Origin of the sequence: Sphingobacterium spiritivorum ATCC 33861 (genome assembly GCF_000143765.1) — a bacterium.
Taxonomy (GTDB): domain Bacteria; phylum Bacteroidota; class Bacteroidia; order Sphingobacteriales; family Sphingobacteriaceae; genus Sphingobacterium; species Sphingobacterium spiritivorum.
On record NZ_GL379770.1, the window covers coordinates 1,671,759 to 1,688,960 of the forward strand.

At 37.7% G+C, this 17,202-nt stretch carries 20 protein-coding genes; 14 read left to right on the top strand and 6 right to left on the bottom strand.

Annotated elements, in window-relative coordinates:
* Nucleotides 1-15 precede the first annotated feature (15 nt).
* Nucleotides 16-1,260, top strand: coding sequence for a sulfate adenylyltransferase subunit 1 (locus HMPREF0766_RS07315; RefSeq protein ID WP_037459676.1), 1,245 nt, complete (start codon nucleotides 16-18; stop codon nucleotides 1,258-1,260).
* Between the two features lie 284 nt (nucleotides 1,261-1,544).
* On the opposite strand, the gene HMPREF0766_RS07320 is transcribed toward HMPREF0766_RS07315, so the two are convergent.
* Nucleotides 1,545-1,976, bottom strand: a complete 432-nt coding sequence (locus HMPREF0766_RS07320; RefSeq protein ID WP_002995119.1) for a hypothetical protein — start codon at nucleotides 1,974-1,976, stop codon at nucleotides 1,545-1,547.
* A 385-nt stretch (nucleotides 1,977-2,361) separates the two neighbouring features.
* Here HMPREF0766_RS07320 and HMPREF0766_RS07325 point away from each other — a divergent pair, with 385 nt between their 5' ends.
* From HMPREF0766_RS07325 to HMPREF0766_RS07335, 3 genes are read left to right on the top strand one after another with little or no spacing between them, the layout of a single operon-like run.
* Nucleotides 2,362-3,516 (top strand): DUF262 domain-containing protein, encoded by a 1,155-nt coding sequence (locus HMPREF0766_RS07325; protein WP_002995122.1) that lies wholly within the window; start codon nucleotides 2,362-2,364, stop codon nucleotides 3,514-3,516.
* The gene (locus HMPREF0766_RS07330; protein WP_002995126.1) at nucleotides 3,513-4,709 is read left to right on the top strand and encodes an AAA family ATPase; all 1,197 of its coding nucleotides are present in this window, start codon (nucleotides 3,513-3,515) and stop codon (nucleotides 4,707-4,709) included. Before HMPREF0766_RS07325 ends, HMPREF0766_RS07330 begins: the two co-directional genes overlap by 4 nt.
* A gap of 1 nt (nucleotide 4,710) precedes the next feature.
* Nucleotides 4,711-5,451: a hypothetical protein gene (locus HMPREF0766_RS07335; protein ID WP_002995128.1), complete on the top strand. Its 741-nt coding sequence runs from the start codon at nucleotides 4,711-4,713 to the stop codon at nucleotides 5,449-5,451.
* Nucleotides 5,452-5,564: 113 nt separating this feature from the next.
* Here HMPREF0766_RS07335 and HMPREF0766_RS07340 read toward each other — a convergent pair whose 3' ends face one another.
* The gene (locus HMPREF0766_RS07340) at nucleotides 5,565-5,987 is read right to left on the bottom strand and encodes a hypothetical protein (protein WP_236590507.1); all 423 of its coding nucleotides are present in this window, start codon (nucleotides 5,985-5,987) and stop codon (nucleotides 5,565-5,567) included.
* 130 nt (nucleotides 5,988-6,117) lie between these two features.
* Between HMPREF0766_RS07340 and HMPREF0766_RS07345 the strand changes: the two genes are divergently transcribed.
* Nucleotides 6,118-6,309 (top strand): hypothetical protein, encoded by a 192-nt coding sequence (locus HMPREF0766_RS07345; RefSeq protein ID WP_002995135.1) that lies wholly within the window; start codon nucleotides 6,118-6,120, stop codon nucleotides 6,307-6,309.
* Nucleotides 6,310-6,414: 105 nt separating this feature from the next.
* On the opposite strand, the gene HMPREF0766_RS07350 is transcribed toward HMPREF0766_RS07345, so the two are convergent.
* Both HMPREF0766_RS07350 and HMPREF0766_RS07355 read right to left on the bottom strand, forming a co-directional pair.
* Nucleotides 6,415-7,611, bottom strand: a complete 1,197-nt coding sequence (locus tag HMPREF0766_RS07350) for a threonine aldolase family protein (protein ID WP_002995137.1) — start codon at nucleotides 7,609-7,611, stop codon at nucleotides 6,415-6,417.
* 25 nt (nucleotides 7,612-7,636) lie between these two features.
* Nucleotides 7,637-8,107, bottom strand: a complete 471-nt coding sequence (locus HMPREF0766_RS07355) for an Lrp/AsnC family transcriptional regulator (RefSeq protein WP_002995138.1) — start codon at nucleotides 8,105-8,107, stop codon at nucleotides 7,637-7,639.
* Between the two features lie 144 nt (nucleotides 8,108-8,251).
* Here HMPREF0766_RS07355 and HMPREF0766_RS07360 point away from each other — a divergent pair, with 144 nt between their 5' ends.
* A complete protein-coding gene (locus HMPREF0766_RS07360; protein WP_002995140.1) occupies nucleotides 8,252-9,640 on the top strand; it encodes an MFS transporter in 1,389 nt (462 codons plus the stop codon).
* A 36-nt stretch (nucleotides 9,641-9,676) separates the two neighbouring features.
* On the opposite strand, the gene HMPREF0766_RS07365 is transcribed toward HMPREF0766_RS07360, so the two are convergent.
* Nucleotides 9,677-10,210 (bottom strand): GNAT family N-acetyltransferase, encoded by a 534-nt coding sequence (locus HMPREF0766_RS07365; RefSeq protein WP_002995142.1) that lies wholly within the window; start codon nucleotides 10,208-10,210, stop codon nucleotides 9,677-9,679.
* Nucleotides 10,211-10,292: 82 nt separating this feature from the next.
* Here HMPREF0766_RS07365 and HMPREF0766_RS07370 point away from each other — a divergent pair, with 82 nt between their 5' ends.
* The 8 genes from HMPREF0766_RS07370 to HMPREF0766_RS07405 all read left to right on the top strand — a co-directional run bounded on the left by HMPREF0766_RS07370 (nucleotide 10,293) and on the right by HMPREF0766_RS07405 (nucleotide 15,809).
* Nucleotides 10,293-10,751 carry a DUF695 domain-containing protein gene (locus HMPREF0766_RS07370; protein WP_002995144.1) on the top strand — a complete coding sequence of 153 codons (459 nt, stop codon included), beginning with the start codon at nucleotides 10,293-10,295 and terminating at the stop codon, nucleotides 10,749-10,751.
* Between the two features lie 18 nt (nucleotides 10,752-10,769).
* Nucleotides 10,770-11,297 (top strand): hypothetical protein, encoded by a 528-nt coding sequence (locus tag HMPREF0766_RS07375; protein WP_002995146.1) that lies wholly within the window; start codon nucleotides 10,770-10,772, stop codon nucleotides 11,295-11,297.
* Nucleotides 11,298-11,312: 15 nt separating this feature from the next.
* Nucleotides 11,313-11,666, top strand: coding sequence for a bleomycin resistance protein (locus tag HMPREF0766_RS07380; protein ID WP_002995149.1), 354 nt, complete (start codon nucleotides 11,313-11,315; stop codon nucleotides 11,664-11,666).
* 12 nt (nucleotides 11,667-11,678) lie between these two features.
* Nucleotides 11,679-12,344 carry a YiiX family permuted papain-like enzyme gene (locus tag HMPREF0766_RS07385; protein WP_002995151.1) on the top strand — a complete coding sequence of 222 codons (666 nt, stop codon included), beginning with the start codon at nucleotides 11,679-11,681 and terminating at the stop codon, nucleotides 12,342-12,344.
* Between the two features lie 24 nt (nucleotides 12,345-12,368).
* Nucleotides 12,369-13,094 (top strand): SDR family oxidoreductase, encoded by a 726-nt coding sequence (locus HMPREF0766_RS07390; protein ID WP_002995153.1) that lies wholly within the window; start codon nucleotides 12,369-12,371, stop codon nucleotides 13,092-13,094.
* A gap of 118 nt (nucleotides 13,095-13,212) precedes the next feature.
* Nucleotides 13,213-13,800 (top strand): hypothetical protein, encoded by a 588-nt coding sequence (locus HMPREF0766_RS07395; RefSeq protein ID WP_002995156.1) that lies wholly within the window; start codon nucleotides 13,213-13,215, stop codon nucleotides 13,798-13,800.
* A gap of 96 nt (nucleotides 13,801-13,896) precedes the next feature.
* On the top strand, nucleotides 13,897-15,102 hold the full coding sequence (locus HMPREF0766_RS07400) for a DUF763 domain-containing protein (protein ID WP_002995160.1): 1,206 nt from the start codon (nucleotides 13,897-13,899) through the stop codon (nucleotides 15,100-15,102).
* A complete protein-coding gene (locus HMPREF0766_RS07405) occupies nucleotides 15,102-15,809 on the top strand; it encodes an endonuclease V (protein WP_002995164.1) in 708 nt (235 codons plus the stop codon). Before HMPREF0766_RS07400 ends, HMPREF0766_RS07405 begins: the two co-directional genes overlap by 1 nt.
* 145 nt (nucleotides 15,810-15,954) lie before the next feature.
* Here the strand turns inward: HMPREF0766_RS07405 and HMPREF0766_RS07410 are convergent, their stop codons facing one another.
* The gene (locus HMPREF0766_RS07410) at nucleotides 15,955-17,202 is read right to left on the bottom strand and encodes an efflux RND transporter periplasmic adaptor subunit (RefSeq protein ID WP_002995167.1); all 1,248 of its coding nucleotides are present in this window, start codon (nucleotides 17,200-17,202) and stop codon (nucleotides 15,955-15,957) included.

The window sequence follows — 17,202 nt, forward strand, 5'->3', positions numbered from 1 at the left end:
AAGCAAACTACTAAAATGAATATACTTAAGTTTATAACCGCAGGATCTGTAGATGACGGCAAAAGTACGCTGATCGGACGCCTGCTTTATGATACAGACTCTATATTAGACGATCAGCTGGAAGCTATTCAGAAAGCGAATCGTAAGAATGATGACGGAACGGTGGATCTGGCGATTCTGACTGACGGACTGAAAGCAGAACGTGAGCAGGGCATTACTATAGATGTGGCCTATAAATATTTTCAAACGGAAAACCGGAAATTCATTATCGCCGATGCTCCCGGACATATTCAATATACCCGCAACATGGTAACCGGAGCGTCCAATTCGGATCTGATTATTGTATTGATTGATGCCCGCAAAGGTGTTATTGAACAAACAAAGCGCCATTCTTTTTTGGCTAAATTATTATCTCTGAAAAAGGTCCTGGTATGCGTCAATAAAATGGATATGGTGGATTATGAGCAGGCTGTATTTGAAAATATAAAGCATGACTACGAACAACTGGCTCAAAAATTGGGATTGACGCATGTGGACTATCTACCGGTATCGGCTTTAAAAGGCGATAATATCGTTCATAAGTCAACCCGAATGAACTGGTATGAGGGGCCGTCTTTGCTGGATTATCTGGAATCGGTTGAATTTGAGGAAAATACAAATGAAAACTGGCGGTTTCCGGTACAATGGATTGTTCGTCCGCAGACGGATGAATTACACGATTACCGCGGCTATGCGGGAAGAGTAGTGGGAGAGGGGCTGTCGGTTGACGATAAGGTATTGATCCTGCCTTCAGGTACAGAGAGCAGTATTAAAGCGATTGAATTGAATGGAAAGCATCTTGAGAAGGCTGAAAACGGACAATCTGTAATTGTGCATCTTGCTGATGATGTGGATATTAGCCGTGGAGATGTTATTGTTTCTGCAGAAAATCCGGCTCTGGCCGAACGACAGTTTGAAGCAAACATCTGCTGGTTTGACAACAAACCGCTGGATACCGCTCAGGTATATTTGATACAGTATCACAGCAAACTGACTAAAGTCAAGATTCAGGATGTGCTGCATAAGATTGATATCAATACGCAGGAATATTTGTATAATGAACCGATCAAACTCAATGATATCGGAAAAGTGGAAGTAAAAGCTGCTGAGGATATTATTTTTGACCGTGCTTCTGATAATCCTGCAAACGCCCGCGCCATCTTGATTGATCCGCGAACCAATCTGACTGTTGGCGCGCTGATTATCGAAAATGTGGCTTAAATAAAAATTGTAAAGAGATTTTAAAACGGACTTCAGGATTTGGAGTCCGTTTTTTTGTTTAGGATTTTTAAGATGTTGATTGTAATGACTAATGCTTTTAATAGTATTCCGGATTTTTTAAAAGAAAATATCGAATTGACTCAAGCCTATAGAATTTAAGGATATTAAAAGCAGTTGGATTTTGAGATAAAAGTATGCAAGGGTATGAGTGTGTCAAAATTATTACTTAACATAATATAAATTATAGGACATTTATATATTTAAATCTTACAGAATTCGTCATTCTACAGTTCGTTCACAGCATCCAATGCGTAATGACTGAGTTCTTCGATAGCTTTGGTAAAGATTTTGATCTGCCATGTAGAAAAATGACGTAAATTGTCAGGTTGCTCGTGGTTTTGAAATATAGCGTTTGGTGTGGCAAATACCATACTTGGTATCAGATACATGACCGGATTCATATCATGCATATATATGGTAAGCATTACCAATAAATCCACTCGTGGCGTATAGTCAAAATCACGCTGATTAATACTGATGCTACGGGCTTTGTCCAAATTGAGAAAGCATAAAATTACCTCATACGTATCGCCATTGTTTGCTGAAAATTTGATACGATCTGTTGAAACTGGCTCTGGTAAAGGCACATAACTAAATTGTTTTAATTTTTGAATTAATGCCACCTTTGCCTCTGTATGTATGAATTCTTCTTCCATCTTATCTCCTAATTTATGCTTTTTTCATCTAATTACATACCGGTTTACTTAACATAATGTTTTGTGATTTGTCCCAAATTTGAAGGTTAAAGATCATTTAAGCGCCTGTAAATCATGGTAGTCCCCTACTCTTTTATTTTGTGTGTTTATAAATCTATATGTTTATACTAATTAAGTATTATTAATACATTTTTTGTATTTTGCTACTTTACATACAAATTTAATTCATCATGTAACAGAAAATACAACACAGTCCTATAATTGCATAGCTTCAACAATGAGCAGATACTAAAAGAAAAGGATGAAATTATGGATGATTAAAAGAAGTTGACACAGAAATAAATAGTAATTTTACATTTGAGTTTAGAGATTTTATAAAAGTAACATGAATCAATATAATATTACAGAAGAAGAAGCATCAGATATTGAAAAGGAGATAGGAAATGAAGAGATAGTAATTGAAGTTCCTTTTAAACCAGAAGATATTAATATAAAAATTGTACCACGAAATATTGGTCAATTAGTTGAATTATTAGAAGATAAACAAATACTTATACCAAAATATCAAAGACTTCCTAATCTTTGGAATAATACTAAAAAAAGTCGATTTATAGAATCTTTGATGCTAGATTTACCAATCCCTCTTTTTTATTTTGATGAAGGTGATAATAAAAAGTGGTACGTTGTTGATGGACTTCAAAGAATGAGTACATTAGAACATTTTATGTTGGGTACTGGAGAAGTAGGGAAAAATAATTCTCAACTAAAATTAGAAAATTTAGAATTTCTCACTGAATACAATCATAAAACTTGGAACGATTTACCTAAAGATATAAAACGTAGGATCAATTCAAATCAAGTAACAATCAACTTAATAGGTAAAGGCACTCCTGATGAAGTAAAGTATACAATCTTTAGTAGAATTAATCAAGGAGATGTACCTCTTACTTCTCAAGAGATAAGAACAGCTTTATTTCAGGGGTACAGAGTTGATTTTTTAGAAAAGCTTGTATCCAAAGAAACTGAGGTTGGTCAATTATTTCATAAAGTAACAAGTGGATCAATAAAAACTAGACGACAAGAAGACCTAGATTTTGTTTCAAGATTTGTTTCTTTTTATATACAAGGCTATTCTAACTATGAACCAGATATGGATAGATTTATAACAACTGGGACAAAATTAATCCCTGAAAATGAAGTTGACAGAAGGAAAATGGTAATTGATTTTAAGAAAGCTTTAGATATTTCATGGGAAATATTTGGAAATGATTCATTTAGAAAAAGACAATCAATTAATGATGGAAGAAAGCCAATTAACAAACCACTATTTGAAATTATTTCTACGGTTTTTTCAAAATTAACTGATGATGAAACTAGAGAATTACTTAAGAATAAAAAGGAATTTGTTACTAGTTTTATTGAGCTACAAAATGATAATAAAAGATTTTGGAATGCTATAACTACTGGTACTGCCACTAAAGATAATGTGAATCTACGCAATAAAGAGTTTTCTGCATTTTTATCTAATTTTATAAAATGATTAAAATAATTGAATTAAACAATTTTAAATCTCATAAAAACACCAATATCGAAATTGGAAATTTAACTGTTTTATGTGGTTCAAATGGTGTTGGAAAATCCTCTTTTATCCAAATTCTACTACTCTTAAGAGAAGTTTTTATAAAAGATAAATCATTTGAAATATTGGATTTAAAATCTAATCCAATTAAAATAGGAACAGTAAATGATGCTGTATATGAATTTGGCGATTATGATGGTTTTCAAGTTAAGCTAGATTTTGATGATGATTTTATTTGCGATTTTTTTTATGAAGCTCATTCAGAAGCAGACAAAGTAAAATCTTTTATTAATCTAAACTTAGATAGAGTCGAAAATAAAAGTATTTTTGAAGGTAATGAATGGCAGAAATCATTTGAAAAGTTTTCAAAAATTAGTTTATTCAATACCAATTTTCAATACATCAGTGCTGCTCGATTTGGTCCATTAGAAAGATATGAAAAGGATGATAAAATGGTTGATGTCCATAAACAGATATCTGTTATAGAAGGCAAAGCTGAATATTTTGTCCATTATCTTGATAAGTATAGAAATGATGATGTGATTGATGAATTATGTATATCAGATGAAGAATCAAGAGTATATAAAGATTTATTTACTCAAGTTTTATTATGGGAAAAATATATTTTTAATGGTGCAAATGCTGAAATACAAGATGTAGGCAAGCTTGGATATATTTTAAAATATTCATTTGACAATGAACGTAGTACAACCAAGAAAACTGCGGGTTATGATGCAAAAAATGTTGGATTTGGTTTATCATATACGTTACCCATATTAGTAGCTATTCTTTCTGCTAAAAAAGGAGCTATAATTATAATAGAAAACCCAGAAGCTCATTTACATCCAAATGGTATTGCTAAGCTTACAGAATTAATTTGCATTGCTGCCCAAGCAGGTATTCAAATCATAATTGAAACTCATTCAGACCATATAATTAATGGTATTGCTGTACAATGCAAATTATATAAAAATAAAGACAAAAAAGGGTTAGATAAAGACTTGGTTAAAATATATCAATTCACTAGAAATGAGAAGGAAAATTATACAGAACGCTTGCTAATTCCAATAGAAGAAGGTGGTCGTATTGCTATTAGTCCAGAGGGTTTTTTTGACCAAATTCAAATTGATTTAGAAAAACTATTAGGGTTTTAGCATGAATGTATATTTTCATTTTCCTGAAGCTTTTGATGAAGATAAAAAAATAATAAATTCCTTCATAGAGGTTTTAATGCTCACAAAAAAACATTCTGATTTTAAGATTTATTATTCGGAATCTAATCTGAATACATATAAAGAACTAAATGCAGATGCAGAGATATATCTTACTGAGGAAATTAAGGTAATAAGACAATTTTTGAGTTCACAAAGGGCTGTCAAAATGGATATTTCAAATGTTCAAACATCTTATATCAGATGGCACCTTGCTAACTATAACGCATATAATTGTGAGGAAGCGTTAATATCAATTGCGGAAAAACTTTATTTAAATTCTAATTATAATTATATTTTATTAAATCTTCAAAATGGTATTGAATCGTGTAGAAATAAAATTCTTGTGTTCAGGGATTCTATGCATTTAAATTATCCTGATTATTTTGTAAAGATTGATTATGTAATAAATGATGTTGAATTTGCAGAATGGCTAAAGACTAGGTCAGTAAAAGAGTTTTCATTGAAGGATGAAAATAAATTCCAAAAAAGACCTGAAATTACAGTCAAAGGAGCAACGGTTTATTACGAAATAAAAAATGAGCGCTATTGGCATTTAGATACTTTCCATCAATTTATAGAGTATGAAGTTTATAATAGTGATGGAATACACATTGGTACAGCCAATGACAAAGGACAAATTAGTATTGAAGGGAAGAAAAAAGGTAGAACTATAAATCTTTAATATCTCTAAATATAATATGTTCCAAAATTAAGTAATTTTTTTCACTTATACGCTTTTAAATTCAAACTTGTTATTGATACAGAAATTTTTTGTAGATCATACCAACACCCAACCTACCTTAGCAAAACAGCCTCATGTGGTATAAGACCGGATGAAGTCGTCTGCTTAAAAATAAGCGTATCTTCTCCGTCTATACTTAGGGTTCCTTTGGCAACAACAGCGCCTTTCTGATCTTTAAACTGGATATAAGCGATGTCACTTTTAATATTTCCATCAACGGATAAGGTCAGCGTTTTTGCTTTTTTTCCAAAAGTCATGTAGCGGGCTTTACCTTTGACTTTTGTTCCTGTTTGTGACATGTCGAAAGCAATCACGCCGATTTCTTCCCCTTCACTTGAATATTTGCCGGCAAAATTACATATTTCCTTTCCTGCGATTGAAAAATAGTTGGTAGCAACAGTTTTTGACTGCGCCTGTACTTCAGACATACAAACAAAGGAGATCAATACAGCAATAATAAAAAGTCTATGTTTCATAGAAAATGTATTTTTCATAAAATTACTGAAATTCAGCTGAACATAATCCAATTATTAGTGATGATTTTTTCAGGTGCTTGTCTATATACCTGAATATTTCTAAATTAGTTTCGCCAATAAGCATTAACTCATGGAAAAGAACAAAGCATCATCATTTATTTTTGGTATTACAGCCGTCATTGTCGGATCTGCACTTTACAAGCAGATAGACTTTGAGCATTTTAAAGTTTTACATAAGGGATTAGCCATTATCTACGGCCTCACCTTTGCTTTTTCTGTTTTTATTTTAATAAAAAACTTCAGAAACAGATCTAAAACTTAGAAAAACAAATATATATCTGTTTTATATTCAACTGACAGGCTTATTACAATTCAGCATCAATGTAATAAGCCTGTTTTTGTCAGAAGATAAATAATTGGTTTGTAATCAGGAAATTTTTGCCATTCGGATGGCGTCCTCAAAAGCAGATACAAGCTGACTATTAGCCCGTCTTAATAAAGTTGCATTCGTCTTTACAGCAATCATTCCATCCGCTTGTCGGGGTTGCCCCAAGATAATATTATGTTCATGACGCAGATGCCCTCTCAACTTTACACTGTCTATCCCCTTCCCTATTTTCATAAGGCTGATATTACTTCCGTGCTCCGGATGTTCTACCTGAATATCATCCATCCGATTAAAGAGATTAAAAAGCGTTTGGGATTTATCCTTTACTTCCTGCATTACACGATCAATATCCTCCAGGTGATGGAGCGCCATTGCAGCATTAGGCCAGTTGGTAAAAACACCTCCTCCGTGGATTTTGACCAGATGATGCATCTGATCAATGACAACCTTGTCTCCGCAGAGTACAGCGCCTCCTGTAGCTCCGAGGTATTTATACAGGCATAAATATACCGTGTCAAAGTATTGAGCATAGTCAGCAATAGCATGACCTGTATATGCCGATGCCACATGCAATCTCGCCCCGTCAAGATGCATTCTGTAGCCCTTTAAATTGCAATATTCAGCTATTTTCTTTATTTCTTCAAGCGGGAATACCCGGTTATCCGCTCTTCTTACAGGAGTTTCGATGGAAACAACGGCTCCGGGAACAGCGAAAGCCTCTCCCTGCTCATGCACATCTACAGCTTGCTGCAGTTCCTTCTGATCAAACCAGTGATTGTCTGTCGCAAGCGGGATCAATCGTTTATTGAATAATGTCTGAGCAGCATCGCCTTCGTCTCTGTACACATGACTTTTTTCCTGCACAAATGCTTTTGTTGCAGATTTCCCGAGCACGGATATCGCCAATTGATTCGCAAGTGTTCCGGATGGCATATAAATAGCAGCCTCTTTTCCGGTTATTTTTATACACTTATCCAGCAGCTTCTTCATGGTGCCATCAGTTGCATAGCTGTCCCGCTCTATCGGATCTTTAGCCTGTATAGCCTGCAATTGTGCGATGAAATCATCAGGCTTGTAGAAAATACCATCATTGATAAAGTATACGGCATCACTATCATTCAGAATTTTATCCTTAGATGCCGAATCTGCAAAACTGGTTGAAGGAACAATCTGAGCGATTGCAGGAAGCGCCAAACCGGATAACTTTAAAAAATCACGACGTTTAAAAGATGACATAGGTATATAATCTAAAACAATAAAATTAAAGGATCTGATGGGTTTCCTTAATACTATTCATCACAAAAATACTTTTTGTTTGTCCGATCCCCTCAATTTCAGATAATTTATTGACAAAAAAATCATGAAAATCATCCATATTAGGAGCCAGAATTTTAAGCATAAAATCAAAATCACCGCTTATATTATAAAATTCGACCACTTCCCTAAGTCTGACCACTTCCTCAATAAATTTTCCGGCAGCTTTCTTATTATGTGCACTAAGGGCTATCATGCAAAGCACCATCATTCCCTTGTTGACCTTTTTGCGATCTACCACTGTCGTGTATTCCCGTATAACTCCCTGTTTCTCCATACGTTTAATACGCTCATGTGTAGGAGTTGCACTCAGATTGATCCGTGTGGCAATATCCCTTACACTTAATTTGGCATCTTTTTGCAGTAACCGAAGGATAGCCAGATCTTTTTCATCGAGTATATAGTTTTCCTGTTGCATTTGTTCTGTTTTTAGCGAATTAAAGGTGTTGGATCGGAACGATTGATATTTAATTCAATATTTTATTGTTATTTTGTTCCAAATTTAGCTAATAATTTTAACATACGTTCTTTGAAAGGTAATTTTGTCAGAAATTTCAAGCACATGCAAACGAGAAAAAATCTCATCTTAATCTTGGCATCCGTAGGTACATTTGTAGAAGCACTGGACATCGCTATTATCAATCTCACTATTCCTGCAATACAGGAGCAATTTGGTATAGGCAGTGACAGTATACAATGGTTGCAGACGTTGTATGTGCTGTTTTTTGGAGGTTTTCTGATTATAGGCGGTAAACTTTCGGATCAGGTGGGACGCAAAAAGATCTTTTTATGGGGTGCGGCACTGTTTATGTTTACCTCATTAGGAGCCGGACTATCGACAGATTTTATAATGTTGGCCATTTTCCGAGCCTTGCAGGGGCTTGGTGCAGCACTTATTATGCCGGCAGCGCTATCATTAGTGACCAATACATTCAGAGAAACACAGGAGCGCAATCGTGCATTAGGTGTTTTCAGTTCATTTGCAGCTATAGGATCCGGCAGCGGCCTTTCTATTGGAGGTATTATAAGTACTTACCTGAGCTGGCACTGGGTATTTCTAATCAATGTCCCTATATTGTTGCTGACACTGATACTGGCAGTTTTCTATCTGCCTGCAGATGAAAAGCAAAGTATCCGGGCAAAAACAGACACTGTGTCAGGTATCCTCCTCGTGTTGGGATTACTGAGTCTGACCTACGGTGCGCATGAACTGATGCATATTGCACTGCATCCCGTTCTTGTAGGTGGTTCATTATTGCTTGCCGTAGTTCTTCTGATACTTGTATTTATGCGACTGAGATCTGTTAGCGAACCGCTGATCGATCTTAAGTTATTCCGAAATACCTCATTGGTCGTTTCCAATCTTGCTTTTTTTACGTTAGGTGCATTTTTTATAGGCTTTTTATTTCTTATTTCCCTGATGTTGCAAAAAGATATGGGACATACCGCAGCAGCAGCCGGTCTTATGCTGGTGCCCTTCAGCATCTTGTCCGCACTGGTCGCCAAATTTGTATTGCCTCAAATATCCAAAGTATTGAATCCGGTCAGAATGGGTATCCTGGGTTGGTCCTGCATGTTTTTAGGAGCTGTTTCTCTCTTTGCTTCGGTCTATACAGGACATCCTATTGTCTTAGTATTGCTGGGAGCAGCCTGTATTTCAGGAATAGGAATGACATTCTGCTTCACCAGCCTGTCAGTTTTGGGGATTCGTGGTGTCGATCCTGCATGCTATGGTATCGCCTCCAGTCTGACAAGTACCAGCTACTTTCTGGGAGCCGGAATAGGTCTTTCATTTATGACCTTGCTGAGTCAGTTATTCCCTTCCGAATGGGTTGTCGGAGGGTTGAGTATAGGGATTCTGGTTGTCTATGCACTGATAGCTATAGGCCTGTTGCTGTACCTCATTTTAGCGGATCAGAAGATCAGGCAAAGCAATCTGGCCTTATCCTAATAGATTGAGTAAAATATAGTACATAATCTGCGCTGTTTACATTGTAAGGTCCATTTCCAGATGGATATCATCTGGCTCTGCGGCAAATAGCTCATTATTCAGTTCCCTAGTCAGTCTGGCACCATTTTTCAGATAAAAATCTATAGTATTGCGTGTCGGGGTGGCAGAAATATAAAGTTTGTCTGCCCCAAAGTTCAAAGCAGCATTCTTACAGGCATTCAACAGCTGTCGACCTATCCCCTTTCCCTGATAAGTATGGCTTACGTACAGAATATCCATCTTGCTGTAGTTGTGCCTGACTCCAATGCGTTTATAGTCTACAGAAGCTGTTCCTATCAGTTTGTCCTGATCAAAAGCACCATATACTACTCCGCCTTCACTTACTAACTGATGCTGACGTACTGTTATTTCTTCCAGTTCTTCCGGATCAAATCCGCTGACAGACTCTCTGTGTGGTATTAATACCAAACGGCCTTGCGTATAAACATACAGTTCAGCAATTTCTTCTGAACGATCAATCTCTTTAATGCGAAATAATTCATCTTTATTCAGTATTCTGATCTCCTCCATGGATAAAGTATTGTATGGCGTGTAATAGCTTATTTGTAAACGTAAATTTATACATTTGGTCAAAGATTAGCGTTATACAACTATGGAATGGAATAAAATTAAAGCCGATACACAAAATATATACCCGGAAAATAGTATTACACTCTTTTTAATGGATACCGACTCCGGAAAACCTGCTACCTGCTGGGTAGATAAAGCCTATGCAGACTATCCTTATAAACAGGAATGTATGTTTAATTGCTTCATCTCAGTAGATCTGCTGAATGATGAATTTAATCTTCGAAATGAAGATCTGGATTATGGCGATATAGAGGATTACTTTACACAACAGCTAAGAGAAGTGTGTGTATGCCATATTGTGGCCCGCATCACAACAGACAGCGGAATATCGATAGAAATGTATGTGGATGATGTGGAGAGTGCAATCGGAAAGCTCAATGAACTGGAAGCAGACCCAAACCGGCTGGTCAACTTTGATTGTGAAATAAGTGACGATGAGAATTGGGATAATGTGGATAATCTTTTAAATGACGTGGAATAAGATCTTCAATAGAGTACTATGCTTACACTAAGATCAACCGAACAAATCAAACAGGATATATTGTCACAAGGCAAAGCACTGAGCACATTTCCTCAGTCTGTTGATTTTCCTTTTGCATTGTCTTATACAGATCTGGTTAAGGAGATAAGGACACGGGAAATCTCTTCTGAATGTACACTCTTTGCTGCTGCAGAGGCATGGAAGGAAACCAGCGCATTTGCAGATCCCGGTTACTGGCCGGAAACTTATACCCGACAGGATATTGACCGCTTTTGGATTTTCGGGCAGAATGGTCAGGGAGATCTCTGGCTGTTTGACAGGGAACATAAGCTCTATTTTTATGATCACAATCAGGCACAAATGGGCCTGCATAATTTTGTAGAATTGCATATTGATTTTGACAGCTGGCTGCAATATGCAGACCTGAACAGTCAGTTGGATGAGATATATTACCGGGAAGGTGAAATTAATGAAGCCTGCAAAGATGACTATACCCGTAAATTGCAACATATGGGAAGTGCTTTGCTGCAGCTTTTTGAACTCTAATTAAATGCTTTTATAATGCTTACTGCTATTCATCCCAAATTGCCGATGCGTGATAAGGCTATCACACTAGCATTTTATACGAAAGAATTAGGCTTTGGACTAATCGGAGACTATGGAGATTATATAATGATCCGAAAGGAAAATATTGAGATTCATTTCTTCTTGTTTCGGGAACTCGATCCTTTGGAAAATTATGGACAGGTATATATCCGGACAGATAATATAGAGGAATGCTACCAGTCTTTTCTGGATAACAACGTTAGTATACATCCGAATGGCCCGCTGGAGATCAAGCCATGGGGACAAAAGGAATTTTCGTTACTTGACCCGGACCACAATCTGTTGACATTCGGTCAGGGAGCAGTGTAATCTGGCTGTATCATGAAAAAAATATTGCTGAGTCTTAACGCCTTATTGCTGCTTACCATTCTTATATCCTGTATCGGTAAAAGCATGGAAAACCCTTCCCTGTCACAACAGCAGGATCAGAAACCTGATCAAGCCAATATAAAGGAAGCAGACCTCATCTTTCAGTCTTCTCTTTCTGAACAAAGCAAAGCTATTCAGCTGGCTACAAATTCTCCCTACTCCCACTGTGGCATTATCTTTAAAGAAGGTGAAGAATATGTCGTGCTGGAAGCTGTACAGCCGGTACAGAAAACAGCTCTTTCTGAGTGGATCGCAAGAGGTGAAAATAGCCAGTACGTGATCCGGCGTCTTAAAAATGCGGATCAGATATTGACAGCAGATATACTGACAAGTATGAAAAAGGAAGGTGAAAAGCTGGAAGGAAGAGATTATGACATCAGGTTTGAATGGAGCGATGACAATATTTATTGTTCTGAACTGATCTATAAAATATATGAACGTGCCGCCGGAATAAAACTGGGGAAGTTGCAACAATTAAAGGATTTTGATTTTACGAATCCCGCTGTCAAGGCTCAATTAAAGGAACGCTATGGTCATCATATCCCGTTGAATGAAACGGTAATTTCTCCTGCATCAGTCTTTGACAGTGAATTACTCGAAACGATTATACAGAAGTAGGTACTTACATACGAAAAGTATACAATGACTAATCATACATATTTAATATACGGTATCAGTAAAGGTTTAGGCAAAGCTTTAGCTAAACACCTCCCGCAGGCTGAAGATCTGGTGTATGGAATCTCAAGAAGCCAACCCGATTATCTGCATGAAGTGGATCATAAAATTGAATGGATCGCTGCTGATCTGGCAAATCCGGCTGAATCCTCCGAAAGTATCCGTCATGTAATAGGTAGTAACTGTATAGATTACCTGATTTATAATGTCGGCATATGGGAACATAATGCTTTTTCAGATGAATACGATTTTAAGGATAACACAAAGGAAGAAATCCTTACTATGATCAATACCAATATTTCATCCTGCCTTCTGGCGGTGCAGAGTTTTACAGAGAACTTAAAGAAATCTGAAAATGCCAAGATTATATTGATTGGCTCTACCTGGGGATTAGAGAATCATAGTGGAAAAGAAGTGACTTTCTCGGCCACTAAATTTGCTCTGCGCGGAATTGTACACGCATTACGGGAAAATCTACGGGAATACGGTATTGGCGTGTCTATTCTGAATCTGGGATACCTGGCTACTGAATTTGATTATGATCAAGACCTGAATAAAGTCTTAGAACAAACGCATGCTGAACTTATTCCTCTGCAGGACGTAATGGCGGCAGTACGATTTATTCTGTCAACCTCAAAGGCCAGCTGTGTCAAAGAAATTACGATGCCGGCTATGAAAGATACAAATGTATAATTTCTTAGCTCAGACAGGCTGAATATCACTTTTATCAATGATATTGGAATAATAATTGACAGTAATGAATTTCCAATAATCTTATTTTTTACATCTTTATAATTAATACATTACTTAAATGAAAACGATACTATTTGCTATTCCTTTTGTTCTTTTATATTCATGCAACAGTAAGCCCGAAAACAAAAAAGATCTGTCCGCCGGAGATTCAATCTCTTCAGCAGTATCTGCTGATACAATAAGCAAGCCGGTTTCAGATACCAAAGATCTGACATGGGCCAGCATTCCCGTAAAGCAGCTTCCTGTAACGGATTCTACTAATTTTGATAATTACAAACCCGCAACTAAACAAAATCCTGAACTTATTAAGAAGATTAATCTTAAAAAGGCTATTGAAGATGCCACTGATTTTAATATAAATTACAGCATACCATTCTCTGAAAAGTTTGAAACAGTAGTGGTTACATATCATAAAGGCGAAATGGAATTATGTACGAGCATGCTGACGGTTGATAAAAACTATAAAATCATCGATATCCTGCCCGTTGCATATGATGAAGTAGCAGAATCTGCTTTCCGCAAAATCAGCACTATCGAAAAAGGTAAAATCACTATCGAAGACTGGAACTATATGCAGGAAGAGCCGACAAAAGAAACGCATATTTACACCTTACAGGAAAACGGAAAGTTTAAAGAGGTTAAATAAGATTAAAATATCACGGTTGTATACGCCTCTCTTGTATTAAGTTAAAAGAGTAGGATTTTCATATTTCAAATTATTTTTGCTAAATTTGTTAGTAATATGAAGCGATCCGGCACAGCAGATTTACCTTTACACTATGGTCATGTCCCATTGTGGCTTGCAGAGCGTATGGGTAAATTAGGTTTGGCGATTGTAGAAGAGATCATCAGTCATAAAGGTAAGAACGAACTTTTGAGCAGACTGAGTAATCCTTTCTGGTTTCAGAGTCTGGGTGCCGTAATGGGTATGGACTGGCATTCTTCCGGCATCACTACCTCCGTAATGGGTGCACTGAAGAGAAGTATTAATCCTCATGCTAAGGAATTTGGTATTTATGTCTGTGGAGGTAAAGGCAAATTGTCCCGGCAGACTCCCCTCGAACTTGCACGTTTTGCAGAATATAACGGATTAGATGCTGCAGATATGGTAAGGTGCAGCAAACTGGCTGCAAAGGTGGATAATACCGCTGTTCAGGATGGTTTCCAACTCTATCAGCATAATTTTGTGGTCAGTAATGAAGGGCAATGGACGGTGATTCAGCAAGGTATGAGCGATGCGAGCAGTACAGCCAGACGTTATCACTGGCACTCTTCAGCGGTACAGTCATTTACAGAAGAACCGCACACTTTTATTTATGGACAAAACTGTGGCGAGATTCTCAATCTTACAGATAAGGCTGCACGTCCGATTAAGGAAGCGATGTTAAGTGTGGTGGCTGAAGATCCCCGGCTCATATTAAAAGAGCTTACCCATCTGGTTATGCCTGTTCATCATGATGTCCGTTCAGAAAATGTGGATCTGAAAAGACTGGGATCTGTATTGTGGTTAGCACAGGATAATAACATTCAGCACTTTGAAGAATTATTATTACTGAAAGGAATGGGACCGCGTACCCTCCAGTCGCTTGCACTGGTCAGCGAAGTCATACATGGCAGTCCGGCCCGATTCCGCGATCCGGCAAGATTTTCATTTGCTCACGGTGGTAAAGACGGTCACCCCTTCCCTGTTCCGGTCACCGTGTATGATGATACAATACAAACCTTGCAGAATGCGATACAACGTTCCAGATTAGGCAATTCAGATAAGACGCAGGCTATCAAATCACTTTCCCAGGTTGCAAGCCGTATGGAAGAAGGATTTACACCAAATGACAACTTTGATAAAGTAATAGAAAAGGAACGTGCTGACTCCTGGAAATACGGGGGACGAACAGTATTTGGTAAAGCAAAACCTCCCCTTTCAGCACAACTTAATCTTTTTGATTAATGGACTATAATAAACTTACACTACCGGAAGCAACAGAAATACAGGAAGATTTGCGTCATAAGCTTCGCTTTGACCGTCCTGATGCTCAGGTTATATATACTATTGGCGGAGCTGATATTTCTTATAATAAGGGTAGTGAAATCCTGTATGCCGCTATCGTTATACTGAATTATCCGGATATGACGCTGCGTTCATATGCATTAGCTACCGGACATTCGTCGTTTCCCTATATTCCCGGTTATCTGGCCTTTCGTGAAGTACCTGCTTTGCTGAACGCCTGGTCTTTACTTCCGGTGAGACCAGATGTACTGGTGTTAGACGGGCAAGGGATCCTGCATCCCAGACAAATGGGAATTGCTTCTCACTTTGGAGTGCTTACCGGACAGGCAACCATTGGATGTGCCAAGAATTCATTATATGGCCGCCATGCTGATCTGGCACGTTTCAAAGGATCATCTACACCAATAGTAGATGGAGTAAAGCATATCGGTCATTTATTGCGGACAAAAGAAGCAGTGAAACCTGTTTTTATCTCTCCGGGATACGGTTTGTCCGTGAACAAAAGCCTGGAAGTGATCCGGCAGTCTACCGGACGGTATCGTATTCCCGAACCTACCCGACTGGCTCATAACATTGTGAATGACTTTAGAACAGGTAAGCTTAATCCAGGTTATCATGAGGTTGAGCAGCCTTTAAGTTTGTTTTAAGTAGTCATTGCCGGAGTGATTTGAATTACTGTTATCTCATCTGGTTTCCGGATATCCCTTTCTAAAGAAAAACTGTAAAAAAGAGAATCCCTCTCCCAAATTAATGGAAAAGGGATAACTCCACCCTGCATTAGAAAAAAAATAGTTAGTGTGAATGCTCCCCTGAATTTGTCATTTTGGCTAACAAGAAAAATGCTCCTTTATGAACCACTTTGTCATTGACTCCAATTTCTTTTGTTGGAGTAATCGCTGTATACCCGTGTGCAGAGACACCTTTTATAACAGGTATCCTTTCATATACTAATGTTGCTTTCTCTGTGCCTGCTTTTTCATCATGCGAGTGTGCATGTTCTTCACCTTCATGGCCGCTTTCGTGATGTTCTTCCTCCCGGTGTGCATCAGTCAGAATGAATATGTAATCCTGTCCCTGAGAAGATACAATGGCTTCGTTAGGAACAGCATTCACCTTATTGTCTGATACGATCAGGTTAGCCTGAACCTGCATACCGTTGATCAGTCCTGTTTTATCTCCTAATACCTGAGCGTGCACGGCTACCGCATTCGTCTGGGCTTCAAAAGCCTGGCCTATCTGATCGATACGTGCTTCGTAAGATAGCCCGGGATTATTAACTGCAGAAAAACGGATAAGTTGTCCTTTTTTGACTTTAGGAAGATCCTTTTCATATACATATACATCCACATGAAGAGATTCGTTATTAACGATTTCCAGAATAGGACTCGATGCATTGATGTTCGAGCCAATTTGCGCTGCTATTGTAGATATTGTTCCGGACATGGGAGCAATTATGGATACCTGCGATGACATTTGTATAGATCCGCCACCTGCGGTCAGCTGTTTTTGAAGACTGTTCCGTTGTGCTCTTAAGTTGGCCAGTTCCATTTCTACTTGTTGTAAGCGTTTCAGAGGAGCGGCATTACCTTCTACCAGTTCCTGTTGACGTAAGAGCTCAACTTCAGCCAGTTTAATCTGATTATTGGTAAGTTGCAGTTGTTCCTGTGTCTTGATCAGATCCGGATTATTGATCACTCCTATGCGTTGCCCTTTGCTAACCACATCACCTTGCTGTACAAACAACTGTTGTAATACACCGCCAAACACAGAAGTCACAAAGGCTTTTTTGTCATTTGGAACCGTAAGTTGTCCGTTCAAAACAAGTCCGTCACTTAAAACCTGCTGAGTCATAGAAGTATAAGTCAGCCCGATTTGTTTGAACTGCGCTTCTGTCAGTGACGTTGTAGATTCATTTTCATGTTCGGATTCGCCTTCAGCATGTTCGCCTGCTTCTTTTGAAGGTGCCGGATTCCCGCCACACCCCGATAAAGAGAGGGCAATTGCACATAATAAGGTTGGATAAATTATGTTGATCTTCAT